The organism is Chenggangzhangella methanolivorans (assembly GCF_019797865.1).
GTDB lineage: Bacteria > Pseudomonadota > Alphaproteobacteria > Rhizobiales > Methylopilaceae > Methylopila > Methylopila methanolivorans.
This window is the reverse complement of the sequence record NZ_CP081869.1, coordinates 3,445,739-3,461,723: the sequence shown is the minus strand read 5'-3', so window position 1 is coordinate 3,461,723 and position 15,985 is coordinate 3,445,739. Positions and strand designations below refer to the sequence as shown.

Sequence of the window (15,985 nt, the reverse complement as noted above, 5' to 3'; positions counted from 1 at the left end):
GCCCCGACAGCGGGAGCGCTATCGATGATCTCCATCAACGTGAATGGCGAGGACCGTCAGGTCGACGGGCCGGAGGACATGCCGCTCCTCTGGGCGCTCCGCGACGTGCTCGGCATGACGGGCACCAAGTTCGGCTGCGGCGTCGCCCAGTGCGGGGCGTGCACCGTGCATGTGAACGGCCAGGCGGTGCGCTCCTGCGTGCTGCCGATCGGCACGCTCAAGGACGCCAAGGTCACGACCGTCGAGGCGGTCGGCCAGTCCGAGCAGGGCAAGAAGATCCAGCAGGCCTGGCTCGACGTCGAGGTCGTGCAGTGCGGCTACTGCCAGTCCGGCCAGATCATGAGCGCCGCGGCGCTGCTCCAGCACAATCCGAACCCGTCCGACGCCGACATCGACGCGGCCATGTCGGGCAACATCTGCCGCTGCGGCACCTATGTGCGCGTGCGCCAGGCCATCAAGCAGGCGGCGACCGGCGAGAAGGTCGCGATGCAGACCATTCCGAACGACGCGGAGGCCGTGCGATGAGCGCCCCCGTGCTCGCCTCCCCCTCCCGCCGCCTCGTGCTTCAGGCCGGCGGCGGCCTCTCCCTCGCGTTCCTGTTCGGCGGCCGCGTAAGCGCGCAGGACGCGAGCCCCCAGGCCAAGCTCGAAGCCGCCGCCGCCGGCGACGCGGCCTTCGCGCCCAACGCCTTCATCCGCATCGACAAGACCGGGCCCATCCGCCTCGTCATCCCGAACGTCGACATGGGCCAGGGCATCTACGCCACCGAGGCCGCGATGATGGCCGAGGAGCTCGAGGTCGGGCTCGGCCAGGTGGTCGTCGAGCACGCCCCGCCGATCGAGCCGCTCTACCAGACGCCGCTGTTCAAGAGCCAGATCACCGGCGGCTCGACCAGCGTTCGCGCCTTCTACAAGGGCCTGCGCCAGGTCGGCGCCGCGGCCCGCACCATGCTTGTCGGCGCGGCCGCCGAGCAGTGGGGCGTGCCCGCCGAGAGCCTCAAGGCCGAGAACGGCAAGGTCGTCGACCCTGCCAACAATCGCTCGGCCACCTATGGCGAGCTCGCGGAAGCCGCGGCCAAGCAGCCGGTGCCGGATCTCGAGAAGGTCGCGCTCAAGGAGCCGAAGGACTTCAAGCTTCTCGGCACGCCGTTCCGGCGCGTCGACACCGCCGACAAGACCAACGGCAAGCTCGAGTTCGGCATCGACTCCAAGGTCGAGGGCATGCAGGTCGCTACCCTTGCGCTCTGCCCGCATGTCGGCGGCAAGGTGAAGTCGCTCAAGATCGACGAGGCCAAGAAGGTCCCGGGCGTCCGGGACGTCATCCAGATCGAGGGCGGCGTCGCGGTTTCGGGCAAGCATTTCTGGGCCGCCAAGATGGGCCTCGAGGCGCTCGAGATCGAATGGGACGAAGGCCCGCACGCCGACTTCTCGACCGAAAGCCACTTCAAGGCGCTCGACGAGACCTCGCGGACCGGCAAGGCGCTGGTCGCGGCGTCAGAGGGCGACGTGACCAAAGTCACCGGCAAGAAGGTCGAGGCGATCTACCGGCTGCCGATGCTGGCGCACGCGGCGCTCGAGCCGCTCAACGCCACCGTGCATGTGCGCCCCGACGCCTGCGAGATCTGGGTTGGCACGCAGGTGCCGGTCCGCGCCGTGCAGATCGCCGCCAAGGTCGCGGGGCTGCGCGAGGACCAGGTGATCCTCCACCAGCACTATCTCGGCGGCGGATTCGGGCGCCGGCTCGAGGTCGATTCGATCGAGACCGCGGTGAAGTTCGCCAAGCAGGTTCCGTACCCGCTGAAGCTGGTCTGGACCCGCGAGGAGGACATGCAGCACGACGTGCCGCGGCCGGCCTATCTCGACCGCATGTCGGCGACGCTCGGGGACGACGGCTTCCCGCTCGCCTTCACCGACCGCGTGACGGGCGCCTCGGTCGCGGCGCGCTGGGCGCCGGTGATCCTGCGCAAGGACGGCTTCGACAGCGACACGACCGAATGCGCGGCCGAGATGGTCTACCACGTGCCCAACACCCACGTGGAATGGGCGCCGTTCCAGATGCCGGAGGCGCTGCCGATCGGCTGGTGGCGCGGCGTCGGGCCGACCCACAATCTCTTCACGGTGGAAAGCTTCTTCGACGAGCTGGCGCACGCCGCCGGCAAGGACCCGGTCGAGTACCGGCTGAAGCTGCTCTCCAAGAACCCGCGCGCCGCCGCGACGCTGAAAGACGCGGCGGGCAAGATCGGCTGGGGCGAGAAGATCGGTCCCCGCCGCGGCCGCGGGATCGCGACCGGCGCGCCCTTCGGCGCGTTCACGACGGCCGCCGTCGAGGTCGAGGTGTCGCCGCAGGGCGAGATCAGAATCGTGAAGGCGGTCTGTTCGGTCGACTGCGGCGTGGTGATGAACCCCAACACCGTCGAGGCCCAGATCCAGGGCGGCCTCGTGTTCGGCTGGACCATGGCGCTCTACGGCGCGCTCACCTACGAGAACGGCGCGGCGCAGCAGTCGAACTTCCACGACTACCGCATGATGCGCATGAACGAGACGCCGCACATCGACGTCTCGATCCTGAAGTCCGGCGAGGCGCCGGGCGGCATCGGCGAGGTCGGCACGGCGATCGCCGCGCCCGCCCTCACCAACGCGATCTTCGCGGCGACCGGCGTGCGCATCCGTGAGCTCCCGATCGACAGAAAGCTGCTGATCGAGAACGGCGACGCCAAGAAGAAGAACGTCACCGAGCGCGAGGCGCCCGATCGCAAGGCGCCCAAGCGTGACCTCGCCGAAGCGACCGCCGCGGGCGGCGCGTCATGATCCGGGTCTATCTCAAGCTCGTCGTGTTCCTCGGCCTCGTCGCGCTCGTGGGCGCGGCGGGGTTCGCTGGGTGGCGCTTCGCGACTTCGGACGCGGAGGTCTCGGCCGCCGACGTCACGCCGACGCCGGAGCTCATCGAAAAGGGCCGCTACCTCACGGCGGCCGCCGACTGCGCGGCCTGCCACACCACGCCGGGCGGCAAGCCGTTTGCGGGCGGGGTCGCGTTCGACCTGCCGTTCGGCACGATCTACTCGACCAACATCACGGCCGACGACTCCACCGGCATCGGCCTGTGGAGCGACGACGAGTTCGTGCGCGCGCTCCACAAGGGCGTGGGCAAGGACGGCCGCAACCTCTACCCGGCCTTCCCCTACACCTCCTACACCGGCCTCACGCGCGACGACGCGGTGGCGATCAAGGCCTATCTGTTCAGCCTGCCCAAGGAGCGCGTCGCGGAGAAGGAGAACACCCTCGCCTTCCCGTTCAACCAGCGCTGGGCGATGACGTTCTGGAACGTCGCCTTCCTTGACCAGAAGCGGTTCCGCCCCGATCCCGGCCTCGACCACGTGGCCAACCGCGGCGCCTATCTCGCGACCGCGCTCGGCCATTGCGGCGAGTGCCACACGCCCCGCAACCTCGCTTTCGCGCTCTCGGGCAAGGAGTTCGCCGGCGCCGAGATCCGCGGCTGGCATGCGTACAACATCACGCCCGACCGCGACGAGGGCGTCGGCGCCTGGACCGACTCGCAGCTCGCGAGCTACCTCTCGACCGGCCATGCGGAAGGGCGCGGCGCGGCCTCGGGGCCGATGGCCGAGGTCATCGTCAACTCGACCAAGCTCCTGACCAAACCCGACATCGACGCGCTCGTCGCCTACATGCGCACGGTCGAGCCGCGGAAGGGCGACGGCGGGGTCCGCGTGGCGGAGTCGCCGAAGTCCATGACGACCTCGACCGCATGGGCGGCCGCGCCCTCGGGCGCGGAGAACGGGCTCGGAGCCAAGGTCTTCCAGGGCGCCTGCGCGAGCTGCCACCAGTGGAACGGCAAGGGCCAGCAGACGCCCTACGCCGCCCTCGCCGGAACCCGCGCGGTGAGCGATCCTGAGGGCGTCAACCTCGTGCACGTCATGCTCGAGGGCACGGATCTCCGGTCCGTTCACCAGGCCGCCTGGATGCCGAAGTTCGCCGAGGCCTACACCGACGCCGAGCTCGCGGCGGTGGCGAACTACGTCATCGGGCATTTCGGCGGCAAGGAAGGCAAGGTCACGCCCGAGATGGTGTCGGAGCGGCGGGCGACCGCCAAGTAACGGCCTCAGAAAACGCCCGGCAAGCAGCGCCTGCCGGGCGGCGGCCCGAAAGGACCTTCGATCGGGGTCAGGCGCCCCTGAACAGGCCCGCGACCCAGTCGAGAAAGACCCGCAGCCGCGGCGTCACCTGGCGGGTCTGGGGAAACAGCGCCGACAGCGCCGTGGGCGACGGCGGGAACTGCGGCAGCACCTCGACGAGCGTCCCGTCGGCGAGCTCGGGTTCGAAACGATAGCGCGGCGCCTGCACCAGGCCGAAGCCGAGCCGCGCGAGGTCGGCGTTGGTGTCGGCGTCGTTCGACGCCGTGCGGCTTAGCAAAACGATGCGCCGGGTCTCGCCCTCGATCACGAATTCAAGCGGCAGGATCTCGCCGGTCCGCGACGAGACGAAGCCGACCATCTCATGTCCGTCGAGATCGCCGATCGCGCCCGGCGTCCCGCGCCGGTCGAGATAGGCCGGGCTCGCGACCGTGACCTCGGGCAAGGCGCCCAGCCGACGCATCGCAAGCGCGCTGTCGGCCGGTTCGCCCACGCGGATGGCGCAGTCGACGCCCTCGCGCACGAGGTCGACCAGACGCTCGCTCTGGCCGAACTGCACGTCGACCTTCGGGTGCCGCTCGAGAAACGCTGGCAGTTCGGGAAGCAGGAACGTGCGCGTCAGCAGTCCGGGCGCGTCGACGCGCAGCAGGCCGTGCGGCTCGCCGGACCGCAGCGTCGCCTCCGCGTCCTCGATATCCGCGAGGATCGCGACGCAGCGCTCGTAGAAGTGCCGTCCGTCGAGCGTCGGCGTCACGACGCGGGTCGTGCGCTCAAGCAGCCTTGCTCCGAGCCGCGCCTCGAGCCGGCGGATCGCCTCGGTCGCCGTCGAGCGCGGCAAAGCGAGATCGGACGCGGCGGCCGTAAAGCTCCTCCGCTCCACGATCCTGGCGAACAGGCGGAGTCCGTCGAGATGGTCCATGACCATTGTTCGCCATAAACGAAAAGTATTGGCAAGCGGCGACCGATTATCCGGACGTTGTGTGGATCCATGTTCTCCTTCGAAACAGGAGACGGACCATGACCGACACGCCCAATCGCACCGCCATCGTGACAGGAGCCTCGCGCGGCATCGGAGCCGCGATCGCGCGGCGTCTTGCGGCCGACGGCTTCTCCGTGATCGTCAACTACGCCCGCGGCCGCGACGCGGCCGAGGGCGTCGTCGCGGAGATCTCGGCCGGCGGCGGCCGCGCCACAGCGGTCCAGGCCGACCTCGCCGATCCGAAGGGCGCCGCCACGCTGTTCGATGCGGCCGAGGCCGAGTTCGGCGGCGTCGACGTGCTCGTCAACAACGCCGGCGTCATGAAGCTCGCGCCGATCGCCAAAACCGACGACGCGCTGTTCGAGGCCCATATGGCGGTCAATCTCGGCGGCGTGTTCCGCGGCATGCGCGAGGCCGCCAACCGGCTCCGCGACGGCGGGCGCATCGTCAATTTCTCGACCAGCGTCGTCGGGCTGAAGCTGCCGGGCTACGGCGTCTACGCCGCCGCCAAAGCGGCCGTCGAGACCATGACCCACATCCTCGCCAAGGAGCTCGGGCCCCGCGGCGTCACCGTGAACGCCGTCGCGCCGGGACCGGTCGCGACCGAGCTGTTCCTCTCCGACAAGTCCGACGAGCAGGTCGCCGGGATCACCCGGATGATCCCGGCCGGACGCCTCGGCGAGACGGACGACATCGCCCGCGTCGTCTCGTTCCTCGCCGGACCGGACGGCGGCTGGGTCAACGGCCAGGTCATCCGCGCCAATGGCGGCATGGTCTGAGCCCGCCGTCGCCCCCCAAACGCCCGATCGAGGAGAAACCAATGCCGTTCGTGAACATGAAGGTGCCGGAAGCCGCCCTGTCGCGCGCCCAGAAGGAGGAGATCATCCACCGGGTGACGGACCTTGTGGTCGAGTATTTCAGCGAGGCTGCGCGCCCGCACACCATGGTGCTGATCGAGGAGGTCAAGGACGGAGGCTACGCGCGCGCCGACGAGGTGTTCGTGATCCCCGAGGCCTATCGGGCCGTCGACGGCGCATGAGCGCCGGGGACGCGCGGCCTCAGCCGGCCATGCGGCGCAGGGCGGCGACGACCGCCGCCGGCTCGTAGGGCTTGGAGAAATACTCCGCGCGCTCGGGCAAGCGGACCTCCGCCAGAGCCCGGAATCCCGAGATCACGATGATCTCGATCGGCGGCCAGCGCTCGCGGATGAGGGCCGCGAGACGCACGCCGTCGAGCCCGCGCGGCATGTCGATGTCGGTGACCACGATCCGGATGTCGGCCCGCGCCTCGAGGACCGACACCGCTTCCGTGGCGTCGGCGACCTCGAGCGCCTCGAAGCCCGCCTCCTCCACGAGGTCGACCGCCATCATCCGCTGCATCGGCTCGTCCTCCACGACGAGCACGACCTGGCGGACCCCGGAGCGCCGCAAAGGTTCGCTTTCCCTGCCGGTCATGACTGGCGCACCTGATGGAGCGGGGCCCGGAAGTCTCCCTCCAGCCCGCTCGGCAGAAACCGCAGATCGACGCCGCCCGACCCGACGAGGCCCATATTGATGAGCCGCGAGCCGAAGCCCCGCGCCGCGGGTTCGCGCGCCGGCGGCCCTCCTGTCTCGCGCCACTCCAGAACGAGTTCGGGCTCGCCGCCATCCTGCTCCACGCGCCAGAACGCCGACGCCTTGCCGGCCTCGACCGAGAGCGCGCCGTGCTTGACCGCGTTGGTGGCGAGCTCATGCGCCAGCATGGCGAGAGAGAGCGTCGCCCGGGGCCCGAGCTGCACCTCGGGGCCGCCCATCGCGAAGCGTCCGTCGTCGAGGCCGAAGCGCGCGATCACGGAGGCGACCGTCGCGCCGATCGGCGCCGAGGTCCAGTCGGCGGTGAGCAGCGCGTCATGCGCGGAGGCGAGCGCCAGCAACCGCTTCAACAGCGCGTCGACGGGCGCGCGGTCGGGCACGCCTTTCAGCGTCTGGGTCGCGATCGCCTGCACCATCGCCATCATGTTCTTCATGCGATGGCTGAGCTCGTGGTTGAGGATGCGCTGGTCGGCCTCCGCGCGCAGACGCCCGACGCCGACCTCCAGTCGATCGGCGACGTTCCTCAGGAACACGAGCTCCTCGGCCGACCACGCCCTCGGGCGGTCGTCCTGCGCGATCAGCATCGCGACGGTCCGGCCGCGGTCGCGGACCGGAACGTTGACCAGCGAGCCGATCTGCAGCGCGAGCATCGGCTCCGGATCGGCCGCCGTGCGCGGATCGGCGCGCACGTCGTGGATCACGAGCGGATCGCCGCGCAGGATGTCGGGCAGCAGGTCGCCGTAATCCTCGAAGCGATGGCGGCCCGCGATGCTCGCGATCCCCTCGCGGGTCCAGTCCTGCACGATGTCGATGTGCTCCGTGCGCGCGTCGAGATGGCCGAACCCGGCGCGCGAGGCGTCGAGCGCGCGCCCGACGAGCCTGGACGCGATCCGGATCATCTCCTTCTCGGTCTCAGCCTCGCGCAGGTCGTCGCCGAGCTTCAACAGGTCCTCGCGTCTCGCGACCGCCTGAGCGCGCTGGCGGAGCAATGCGTCGCGGTCGGCGAGCGCGCGCCGCAGCTCGAGCTGGGCCATGACCTGCGCGGCGAGGTTCCGGAGCGCGCTCGCCTGTTTGGGCGACAGGCCCGCGGGCCGCGGCGCGACGTCGATGACGCAGAGGCTTCCCAGCACCTCGCCGGCCGGCGTGCGCAGCGGCGCGCCGGCGTAGAAGCGGATGCGCGGCTCGCCCGTCACGAGGGGATTTGCGAGCGTCCTCGGATCGGCGGCGAGGTCGCCGATGACGAGCAGGTCGGGCTCGAGAAGCGCATGCGCGCAGACCGAACTCGCGAGATCCGTCTCGCTCGGCGCGAAGCCGTCGCGCGCCTTGAACCATTGCCGGTCCTGCCCGACGAGGCTGACGAGCGCGACCGGCGCGTCGCACAGCACGCGCGCGATGTGCACGACCTCGTCGAAGCCCGGCTCGGGCGGCGTGTCGAGAATGTCGTAGCTTGCGAGCGCGGCCAGTCGTTGCGCGTCGTTCACGATGTCGGGCGGCGTCACTGAGGCACTCGGGGCTACGCGGTCTCCGCAACATGTAGGGCGCGCAACCGGAACGCAATCGGCGCAGGCTTCGCGGACGAATCCCGCTCTGCGGAGCGCAAGGACCGACGACCGACGCGAGAGACGGAAAGACCCCGCCATGGCCACGAACCCGCCTTCCGACGAGACCGCCGCCCCGCGCTTCGTGGACTGCTGGGTGAGCCGCGAATGGCGCTTCACGCTCGGGCTCGATCGACGGACCGGCGGACGCTTCCTCAGCACGCCGGTCAGCGGCGCGATGTCGGCCGCCGAGTTCGAGGCCTATTTCGCGATCAGCGCCGAGGAGTACGACCGCTTCCGCGCCGACCCGGCCGCCGCCGGACCCCTGCTCGAACTCTGCCGCCTCGGGCGCGCCGACGACCGGCGCATTCCCGAAAACGTGACCTGAGGAGGCTGGAGGCGTGACCGCGTCTTGCGGAAAGTTCGGACCGCGCCGCAACGGACCGGCGCGCGCTTTCAGGGCGGGACGGCTTGGAGCCGCGGGCGATGCGGCTTCTCGGGGAGGAGAACGCGCGATGGTCAGGCTTCTGGCGGTTCTCGCCTTGCTGTTCGCCGCCGTTCCGCTCGCCTTCGCGGAGGCCCCCCGCGCCTTCGACGACAATGCGGACTCGATCGCGATCGTGGTCGGCAACCGGAACTACAAGCAGACCACGCCGGTCGACTACGCCCACAACGACGCCGGCGCAATCCGCGAGTTCCTCGTCCGCGGCCTGCGGTTTCGCGACGAGAACGTCTTCGTGCTGCAGGACGCGACGCTCAACGAGCTGAACCAGGCGTTCGGCAGCGAGGCGAACCCGCAGGGCGGGCGGCTGTGGCGCAGCGTCGTGGCCGGGCGCTCGAACGTCTTCGTCTATTATTCCGGCCACGGCGCGCCGGATCTGAGGACGCGCCAGCCCTTCCTGCTGCCGCAGGACGGCGATCCCAACTTCCCCGAGAGCGGCTATGCGCTGGAAACGCTCTACCGCAACCTCGAGCTCGTGAAGCAGAAGGTCGGACCCGCCCGGCAGGTCGTCGTGATGGTCGACGCCTGCTTCACCGGCGAGACCGGCCGCAAGGGCGAGAACATGCTGGCGGTCTCCGCGCCCGGCTTCACGCCCGCGAAGCCGAAGGCCGCCGGCGGCGTCGTGCGGCTCGCCGCGACGTCCGGAGCGACCCCCGCGAACTGGGACGAGGGCGCGAAGCTCGGCCTCTTCACCAGCCGCTTCCTGATGGGAGCGGCCGGTCTTGCGGCGCCCAAAGGCGCGGGCGCGGGCGACGCCCGGCGCGTCGAATGGGCCGACCTGCAGGCCTATGTGGCGCGCGAGGTGCAGGCGACGGCCCGGCGCGAGGTCGGCCGCGAGCAGGCGCCCGAGATCGACGTCGCCGCGCTTTCGCTGCCGATGGTCGAGCCGGCGCCCGCGATCCGCCGCAGCTTCGACCGCGCCCGCGACGAGGCCGCGTGGCGCTCCGCCGAGATCGACGGCTCGCGCGAGGCGCTCGAAGCCTATGTCGGCCAATGCGCCGAGCCCTGCGCCTATCGCGACCAGGCGATGGACCGGCTGCTAAAGCGCCGACGCGCCGCCGAGGCGACGGCCGACGACGAGACCTGGCGGCGGCTCTCCGCCGAGGGCAAGTACCAGGCCTATCTCGACGGTTGCGGCAAGGTCTGCGCCTATCGCCGGCTCGCGCTCGGATATCTCGGCAAGGACGGCGAGGCCGCCGCGCCGCCGCCGCTCGCTGAGCCCGAAAAGCCCGCCGCGCCCGCCGAAGCGCGCGATCCGGCCAAGGAACTTCAGGCGGCCAAGGCCGCCGGAACGGTCGAGGCGCTCGACGCCTTCCTGAAAGCCAATCCGAAGGGCAGGCTCGCGACCGAGGCCCGCGCCGCGCGCGCGGCGCTCGTCAAACGGACGCCCTCCTCGGCGCCCGCGGCCGCTGCGACCCGGACGAAGCCTTATGAGCCGACCGCCGCGGAGCTTCGCGCCTTCAAGGCCACCGAGGCCGAAATGGCGCGCTATCGGCCGACCGCAGCCCAGCAGCGCGCGCTCGGCGAACGCTACCGCCCGGAGTACAATCGCCGCGCGGCACGCGACGGCAGAGCGGCGGCCGACGCCTGGCTCAAGTCGGTGGCCTTCGAGGTCGGGCGACGGCAGGGCGAACAGGCCAAGCGCCAGATCCTGATCGACCGACGCCGCGCGGCCGAGGCCGCCGGACGCTGAGCCGACCGCTCGTACGATCAAGGAGAACGCGCATGGCGGGACGTCTGTGGATCGCCCTCGCGCTTGGCTCCCTCGCCGCGGCGCCGGCGGCTTCCGACGAGCGATCTTTCGAAGGCCGCCTCAAGATCGGCTCGACCGGCGTCATGTGCGTGAAGGAGCCCTGCCCGCGCATCGGCGTCCTCGCCGCATCCGAGCCCGGAAAGCCGCGTTTCGGGCGGCCGATGTTCGCCGGCGACGCGCCGCCGCCGATGTCCGGCGCGACAGCCGACCAGGAGGCGGTGGCGGCGGCCTGGCGCGCCGACGGCTGCCTCGTGATCGAGGGCCGGTTCAGCAGGCCGCCCCTGCTGGAGATCGATCGCGTCGAAGGCCCGTGCGGGCCGCACGATTGACCGCGTCGCGCCGTCGCTACGGCGTCGCGGCGGCGCAGTCGTTGGGCGGCGCAAGCCCTGCGAAGCGGTCGCCGATCCATGCGACCGCCTGCGCGGCGCTGTCGCGCGCGGCGTAGAGATGGCCGCCCTTCGGCAGCCAGACCATCCGGACGGCCCGCCCCGCGCGGCAGGCGCGATCGGCGTAGTCCTGCGTGACCTGCGGCCTGACGAGATCGTCCGCCGTCCCCTGCGCGAGGAACAGCGGCGCGCCCTTTGGCGGCAGGCCGGGCGAATTGCGGGCGAGCAGCCCGCGCCACGGCTCGGTCTCGTAGAAGGTCTGCGACTTCAGGAACTCCTTCGCGAGCGCCCTCGAGGGAGCCATGCGGGCGAAGATGTCGAAGACGCTCTCGATGCAGTCGCCCGCGAGCCTCTGGACGACCGGCAGCGCCTCGGCCTTCACCACGTCGTCGATCGGCGCGCGATAGACCTGCGCCCAGGACCAGAGCGTCATGGCGGTGAGGTTGCGCCCGCCCAAGGTCGCGATGTCGTCGGCGAGCAGCGTCGCGAGCTCGGTGGCGGGCGCGGCCGCCGCGACGCCCGCCAGGTCGAGCTCGGGCGCGTAAGTCGCGGCCAGAACGCCGGCGAACAGCGCGGCGTGACCGCCTTGCGAATGGCCCCAGACGGCGAAGCGGCGGCTCGCGCCGGCCTCGGGCAGCGCGTGGGCGGCCCGAACCGAGTCGAGCACCGCCCGTCCTTCGCTGACGCCGACGAGATAGGGATGGGGACCGGGCATGCCGAGGCCCGGATAGTCGGTCGCCGCGACCACGTAGCCGGCCTTCAGCATCGCGCCGAGGCCTTGCACGAAGCCGAAGAAGCCCCGCGCCCGCGACGGCGCGCACTGGTCCTCGACGCCCGAGGTCGGATGCGCCCAGACGACCACGGGCCTGCCGCCGGCCGGCGCCGGCCCGCTCGGCGCGACGATCACGCCCGAGACCGGGATCGCGCCGCCGTCGAAGGCTGTGGACCGGTAGATGACGCGGTAGGCCGTCGCCCCTTCGGGCGCGCCCTCGAGCACGGCGACCCGCAGGATCGCTCCCGGACGCCCCGACGCGAGATCGAGACCGCCGGGATCGTAGAAGTCGGCGCTCTCGGCGGCGCTCGCCGCCGCCGCGACCATCGCCGCCACGAGGATCAGGAGAACGCGCATCCGGGGCTCCGCTCGTGGGTCCGCTGCGGGAGCCGCGATCATAGCGGAAGCCGGAGGGCGCCGGGAGCCTGGACAGAGGCCGCGCGGATCAGGATCGCGCCGCGCCTATCGCAGCCGTCGCAGCGCCGTCGCGATCCGCCGGCGGGCGAGCCAGGCGGCCGTCAGCGCGCTTCCGACCGCCGCGACGCCGAACAGCCCGACCTGGCGGTCATGGCGCGCCGCCGCAGCCTCGTAGCGGCCGAGCGTGTCGGCGTGGTCGAGCAGCCTGCGGTCGCCGAGCTCGACGCCCACGACCTCGATGACGGGCCTGTCCATCGGGCGCCGGTCGCGCTGCGCCGCGGCGGGGTCGCCGACCATCGTGAGCCGCGCCTGCGCGCCCGCAAGCCCCGTCGCGTCGATCGCGGCGTCGAGCGGAAAGACGACGTCGGGGTAGTCCGGCAGCATGAGGGTCTGGCTCAGCCCGCGCGAGGGCCGCGACGGAGTTCCGGTCGAGACGGTCTCCGAGGAGACCTCCGCCACCACGGTCTCGACCGTCACCAGCCGGCCGCTGTCGAACGGCTTTGTCAGGCGCGACGCCTGATCGGCGTGGAACAGCGCGAAGCCCGCCCAGATCAGCGCGAGGAGACCCGCGGTCGCGATCCGTCGCGTCTCCGTCACCCGTCCGCCTCTACCGTCTCTTGACCTTGCGCCGCCTTCATGGTCGCTCGACCACCCCGGCGTCAATCCGAAGGTTCGCCATGAAGCTGTCGCGCGCCGCCGTCGTCCTCGCCGCCCTCGGCTGCTGGCCCGCGGGAGCCGCGACGGCCGCACAGGAGACCATCGAGGGCGTGACGTTCGAGGCGCCGGAGGCCGGCGCAGGCTGGGAGCGGAAGGCGGGGACGTCATTCACCGTGTTCCAGAAGACCATCGTGTCCGACAAGGGCCGCAAGTCGAGCGCGATGATCCAGGTGGCGGCGCCGCTCTCGGTGGGGCCGGAGCAATTCGACGCCAACTTCACGCAGTTCTCCACGTCGGTGACGGAGCTGACGAAGGAGAAGCCTTCGCTCAAGGCCGACGGGCTGACGCCGGCGGGACGGCGCATCCGCACCGAATGGCGCTGCTGCGCGCGGGTGCAAGGGGTGTCGGTCGGCCAGCGCACGGCGGGCATCGCCTCCGACGACCGGCAGGTCTTCGTCGTGCTGCTGACCTTCAACCTCCGCGGCGACGAGGGCAAAGCCGCCGAGGCCGCGTTCGCCGGCCTCGTGCGCTCGCTGAAGCTCGATCCGTCGGACGGGACCGCGCTCGTCCCCGCCAAGGGCAACGGCGGGCTCGAGGGCGCGTTCACGCATCTCGACACGGGACTGCGGCTCAACGCCTTCGGCGGCACGGATTTCTATTCGCAAAGCCGGATCAAGGTGTTCGACAAGTCCGGCCTCTATTCGAACCGCCTCCCCGAGGACGGCGACCTCGCCGCCCATTGCGCGAAGACGCCGGCCGATTGCGGGCTCTATGCGCTGAAAGGCGGCGGCTGGTTCTCGGGCGCGAGCGAGATCGAGCTCCGCGACGTCGTCAACCAGTACGGGGTGATCGAGACCAGGACGCGGGCCTTCGAGACCGACGGCGACGACGTCAAGATCGGCAAGGACCGCCACGTCCGCCTGAAACCGCTGGAAGACGGGACGCCGCTTCAGGGAAGCTGGCGTTACTTCTTCGCCTCCACGGGCAGCACCGCGTTTTCGAGCAACAGCGTGTCGTCGGAGCGGACGCTCACCTTCGACACTGGCGGCCGCTTCGCCCGCACAGGCTTCACCAGCGCGAGCTCGACCTCGGACATGGGCGGCGGGACGACCGGCTTCACCGCCGGCGGCAGGCGTCCGGAGGCGAGCGGGACCTACCGGATCGACGGCTTCACGCTCACGCTGACCGACGAGGCGGGAAAGGTCGAGAAGCTCTCCGTCTTCGCACCCGACAAGGGCTCGGACGGGCTGCTGGTCATCAACGGATCGAACTACCTGAAAAAGAAATGAGGAGCGGCGCTCGCGCCAACGCCTCACGCCATCATTGCGCCCTCAAGCGGACGCACTTGCGCGGCTGGCTGGGCGTCGCCGGAGACGTCGGCGCCATGACGTCCCGAACCGCCGTCGCGAACGGATCGCCCCATGCAGACTGACGCCGCGCTCCATCCGCTTTTTCGTCTGCGCGCCGCATGGCGGCCGGCGGGTTCCTCGTCCTCTGCGCCGTGCTAGCGATCCAGGAGGCGAGCGGCGTCTCGCCCTGGCGCGCCTTCGCGCCGATCGAGCTCGGCAGCAACGCGGTCGCCACCATGGGCTTCGCCTGGTCGCTGCTGCAGCTGCGGAGCTACTGGCGGGCCGAGCAGGCGCGGCGCGCCTGGTTCGCGGCCACGCTCGGCATGGGCCTCCTGTCGGTCGAGGGCAATGTCGGCGAACTGCTGTTGTTGAAGACCCACGGACCGAGCGAGATGGCGCTTTCGATCGCCATGTGGTTCGTCGCCGCCTATTTCCTCTTCAAGGCGTGCCGGCGCTACGCGATGCGGCGCTCGGTGATGACGGTGCTCGCGGTCGGCTTCGCGGCGCAGGTCGCGGCCCAATATGTCGGCTGGCTGGCGGCGATCGAGCCGGACCCTGCGGGCCGGGCCGAGGCGCTCGAATATCTCAACGACAGCGGCGAGCTCGCGGCGGTTCTCGCCTATGTGGTCGCGTTGCTGCTCGCTGAATTCGCGCCGCTCAAGAGCTACGCGTTCTCGCCCTCCGAGGTCGGGCGCAAGGGGCGCGCGCTCTACCGCGACTTCAGCCTGCGCAACGGCGGCCGCTACCCGACCCGCATCCCCTTCCTGCAGGAGGCGGGCGCCCGCCACGTGGTGCTCGCCGTCATGGCGCTGATGTTCGGCGCGCGCGTCGGCCCCTCGGTCAGGCGCGCCGGCGGCCCCGGCCTGCTGCGGCAGGCGCTCGATCTGGCGCGGCTCGGCGCTCAGGGGATCGACGCGTTCAGCTACTACGTGCTGTCGCTCTACAAGGCGTCCGGCCCGCGCGACGTCGACGGCTACATCTCCCGCGTCGAGACCAAGAACGGCCTGATGGCGGCGATCAACCGGAGCGCGCCCGCATGGGGCGGCGCCCGCGACATGAGCGACAAGATCGCCTTCACGCAGGTCTGCGAGGAGAACCGCGTGCCCGTCGCGCCGATCCTCGGCTACGCGTCCGACGGCGCCTTTCAGCCATGGGCCGGACCGGAAGCGTTCGACCGCGACCTGTTCGTGAAGGACCGCAAGGGCTGCGGCGGCAAGTTCACGCTCAATTTCGAGCGCATCGCGCCACTCTTCTGGCGCGACGACGCGGGCGGGACGCTCGGCTACGCCGAGCTCGCGGAGCGCCTCGCCAAGCTCGACCGGCCCCACGGGCTGATCGTCCAGCCCAAGCTCGCGAACCATCCCTCGGTCGCGCTTCTGGCCGAGACGTCGCTCGTGGTGTTCCGCGTGGTCACCTGCCTCGACGACCTCGGCCGGCCGAGCCTCACCCACGGGCTCGTCCGCATCCTGCGGCGTTTCGAGAAGGGCTGGCCGCGCTTCGCCGAGAAGGAATGGGGCGCGGCGATCGACATCGAGACGGGCGTTCTCGGCCCTCTGCTCGGCGACGTGGCGAGCACCTGCGTCGAGCGCTATCCGGTCCATCCGGTGACGGGCGCGCCGGTCGCGGGCGTGCGGATCGCCGAATGGGATCAGGTCGCGCAGGCCGCGATCGAGGCGCATCGCGTGTTCTCGGCGCGCCCGATCGTCGGCTGGGACATCGGACTGACGCCGGACGGCCCGCGCGTCCTCGAAGGCAACTCCAATATGGACGTCGCCTTCATCCAGCGCTGCTACGAGACCCCGATCGGGCGGTCTCCGCTCGGGCCCCTGCTCGATCGCCATCTGGACCGCGTGCTGTCCGTCGAATGGGACCGCCTCGCCCGCGAACGGTCCTGACGCGGAGAGGTGGTCAGGG

Annotated in this window: 15 protein-coding genes; 10 read left to right on the top strand and 5 right to left on the bottom strand. The window is 71.0% G+C overall.

The annotated features are described in order from the left end of the window. The first annotated feature begins 24 nt into the window (after nucleotides 1-24). The 3 genes from K6K41_RS18155 to K6K41_RS18145 are packed head-to-tail and all read left to right on the top strand — an operon-like array spanning nucleotide 25 to nucleotide 4,111. Entirely contained in the window at nucleotides 25-525 is a 501-nt protein-coding gene (locus K6K41_RS18155; protein WP_261401679.1) for a (2Fe-2S)-binding protein, read from the top strand. After that, nucleotides 522-2,807 (top strand): xanthine dehydrogenase family protein molybdopterin-binding subunit, encoded by a 2,286-nt coding sequence (locus tag K6K41_RS18150; RefSeq protein WP_261401678.1) that lies wholly within the window; start codon nucleotides 522-524, stop codon nucleotides 2,805-2,807. Before K6K41_RS18155 ends, K6K41_RS18150 begins: the two co-directional genes overlap by 4 nt. Next, nucleotides 2,804-4,111, top strand: coding sequence for a cytochrome c (locus tag K6K41_RS18145; protein WP_261401677.1), 1,308 nt, complete (start codon nucleotides 2,804-2,806; stop codon nucleotides 4,109-4,111). Before K6K41_RS18150 ends, K6K41_RS18145 begins: the two co-directional genes overlap by 4 nt. A gap of 67 nt (nucleotides 4,112-4,178) precedes the next feature. Here K6K41_RS18145 and K6K41_RS18140 read toward each other — a convergent pair whose 3' ends face one another. Beyond that, complete coding sequence (locus K6K41_RS18140) at nucleotides 4,179-5,066, bottom strand: LysR family transcriptional regulator (protein WP_261401676.1); 888 nt, start codon at nucleotides 5,064-5,066, stop codon at nucleotides 4,179-4,181. A gap of 98 nt (nucleotides 5,067-5,164) precedes the next feature. Here K6K41_RS18140 and K6K41_RS18135 point away from each other — a divergent pair, with 98 nt between their 5' ends. Both K6K41_RS18135 and K6K41_RS18130 read left to right on the top strand, forming a co-directional pair. After that, nucleotides 5,165-5,905: an SDR family oxidoreductase gene (locus K6K41_RS18135; protein WP_261401675.1), complete on the top strand. Its 741-nt coding sequence runs from the start codon at nucleotides 5,165-5,167 to the stop codon at nucleotides 5,903-5,905. Nucleotides 5,906-5,946: 41 nt separating this feature from the next. Beyond that, nucleotides 5,947-6,165, top strand: a complete 219-nt coding sequence (locus K6K41_RS18130) for a tautomerase family protein (protein ID WP_261401674.1) — start codon at nucleotides 5,947-5,949, stop codon at nucleotides 6,163-6,165. Nucleotides 6,166-6,184: 19 nt separating this feature from the next. Here K6K41_RS18130 and K6K41_RS18125 read toward each other — a convergent pair whose 3' ends face one another. Both K6K41_RS18125 and K6K41_RS18120 read right to left on the bottom strand, forming a co-directional pair. Beyond that, nucleotides 6,185-6,505 (bottom strand): response regulator, encoded by a 321-nt coding sequence (locus tag K6K41_RS18125; RefSeq protein WP_261405777.1) that lies wholly within the window; start codon nucleotides 6,503-6,505, stop codon nucleotides 6,185-6,187. Nucleotides 6,506-6,576: 71 nt separating this feature from the next. Then, nucleotides 6,577-8,196 carry a sensor histidine kinase gene (locus tag K6K41_RS18120; protein WP_261401673.1) on the bottom strand — a complete coding sequence of 540 codons (1,620 nt, stop codon included), beginning with the start codon at nucleotides 8,194-8,196 and terminating at the stop codon, nucleotides 6,577-6,579. Nucleotides 8,197-8,335: 139 nt separating this feature from the next. Between K6K41_RS18120 and K6K41_RS18115 the strand changes: the two genes are divergently transcribed. The 3 genes from K6K41_RS18115 (at nucleotide 8,336) to K6K41_RS18105 (ending at nucleotide 10,819) form a co-directional block, all read left to right on the top strand. Then, nucleotides 8,336-8,623, top strand: a complete 288-nt coding sequence (locus K6K41_RS18115) for a hypothetical protein (protein ID WP_261401672.1) — start codon at nucleotides 8,336-8,338, stop codon at nucleotides 8,621-8,623. 127 nt (nucleotides 8,624-8,750) lie between these two features. Continuing rightward, nucleotides 8,751-10,430: a caspase family protein gene (locus tag K6K41_RS18110; protein ID WP_261401671.1), complete on the top strand. Its 1,680-nt coding sequence runs from the start codon at nucleotides 8,751-8,753 to the stop codon at nucleotides 10,428-10,430. 32 nt (nucleotides 10,431-10,462) lie between these two features. Continuing rightward, the gene (locus K6K41_RS18105) at nucleotides 10,463-10,819 is read left to right on the top strand and encodes a hypothetical protein (protein WP_261401670.1); all 357 of its coding nucleotides are present in this window, start codon (nucleotides 10,463-10,465) and stop codon (nucleotides 10,817-10,819) included. 16 nt (nucleotides 10,820-10,835) lie between these two features. On the opposite strand, the gene K6K41_RS18100 is transcribed toward K6K41_RS18105, so the two are convergent. Continuing rightward, nucleotides 10,836-12,005: an alpha/beta fold hydrolase gene (locus K6K41_RS18100; protein ID WP_261401669.1), complete on the bottom strand. Its 1,170-nt coding sequence runs from the start codon at nucleotides 12,003-12,005 to the stop codon at nucleotides 10,836-10,838. 105 nt (nucleotides 12,006-12,110) lie between these two features. Further along, a complete protein-coding gene (locus K6K41_RS18095) occupies nucleotides 12,111-12,662 on the bottom strand; it encodes a hypothetical protein (RefSeq protein WP_261401668.1) in 552 nt (183 codons plus the stop codon). A gap of 80 nt (nucleotides 12,663-12,742) precedes the next feature. On the opposite strand from K6K41_RS18095, the gene K6K41_RS18090 reads away from it, so the two are divergent. Both K6K41_RS18090 and K6K41_RS18085 read left to right on the top strand, forming a co-directional pair. Next, complete coding sequence (locus K6K41_RS18090) at nucleotides 12,743-14,011, top strand: hypothetical protein (RefSeq protein ID WP_261401667.1); 1,269 nt, start codon at nucleotides 12,743-12,745, stop codon at nucleotides 14,009-14,011. Between the two features lie 179 nt (nucleotides 14,012-14,190). Further along, the gene (locus K6K41_RS18085) at nucleotides 14,191-15,966 is read left to right on the top strand and encodes a sugar-transfer associated ATP-grasp domain-containing protein (protein ID WP_261401666.1); all 1,776 of its coding nucleotides are present in this window, start codon (nucleotides 14,191-14,193) and stop codon (nucleotides 15,964-15,966) included. Nucleotides 15,967-15,985: the final 19 nt, after the last annotated feature.

What these genes read in the sequence shown, in the direction of transcription:
- K6K41_RS18155 (WP_261401679.1), top strand. Translation starts at nt 25, where the DNA reads ATGATCTCCATCAACGTGAATGGCGAGGACCGTCAGGTCGACGGGCCG.
- K6K41_RS18150 (WP_261401678.1), top strand. Translation starts at nt 522, where the DNA reads ATGAGCGCCCCCGTGCTCGCCTCCCCCTCCCGCCGCCTCGTGCTTCAG.
- K6K41_RS18145 (WP_261401677.1), top strand. Translation starts at nt 2,804, where the DNA reads ATGATCCGGGTCTATCTCAAGCTCGTCGTGTTCCTCGGCCTCGTCGCG.
- K6K41_RS18140 (WP_261401676.1), bottom strand. Translation starts at nt 5,066, where the DNA reads ATGGACCATCTCGACGGACTCCGCCTGTTCGCCAGGATCGTGGAGCGG.
- K6K41_RS18135 (WP_261401675.1), top strand. Translation starts at nt 5,165, where the DNA reads ATGACCGACACGCCCAATCGCACCGCCATCGTGACAGGAGCCTCGCGC.
- K6K41_RS18130 (WP_261401674.1), top strand. Translation starts at nt 5,947, where the DNA reads ATGCCGTTCGTGAACATGAAGGTGCCGGAAGCCGCCCTGTCGCGCGCC.
- K6K41_RS18125 (WP_261405777.1), bottom strand. Translation starts at nt 6,505, where the DNA reads ATGCAGCGGATGATGGCGGTCGACCTCGTGGAGGAGGCGGGCTTCGAG.
- K6K41_RS18115 (WP_261401672.1), top strand. Translation starts at nt 8,336, where the DNA reads ATGGCCACGAACCCGCCTTCCGACGAGACCGCCGCCCCGCGCTTCGTG.
- K6K41_RS18110 (WP_261401671.1), top strand. Translation starts at nt 8,751, where the DNA reads ATGGTCAGGCTTCTGGCGGTTCTCGCCTTGCTGTTCGCCGCCGTTCCG.
- K6K41_RS18105 (WP_261401670.1), top strand. Translation starts at nt 10,463, where the DNA reads ATGGCGGGACGTCTGTGGATCGCCCTCGCGCTTGGCTCCCTCGCCGCG.
- K6K41_RS18100 (WP_261401669.1), bottom strand. Translation starts at nt 12,005, where the DNA reads ATGCGCGTTCTCCTGATCCTCGTGGCGGCGATGGTCGCGGCGGCGGCG.
- K6K41_RS18090 (WP_261401667.1), top strand. Translation starts at nt 12,743, where the DNA reads ATGAAGCTGTCGCGCGCCGCCGTCGTCCTCGCCGCCCTCGGCTGCTGG.
- K6K41_RS18085 (WP_261401666.1), top strand. Translation starts at nt 14,191, where the DNA reads ATGGCGGCCGGCGGGTTCCTCGTCCTCTGCGCCGTGCTAGCGATCCAG.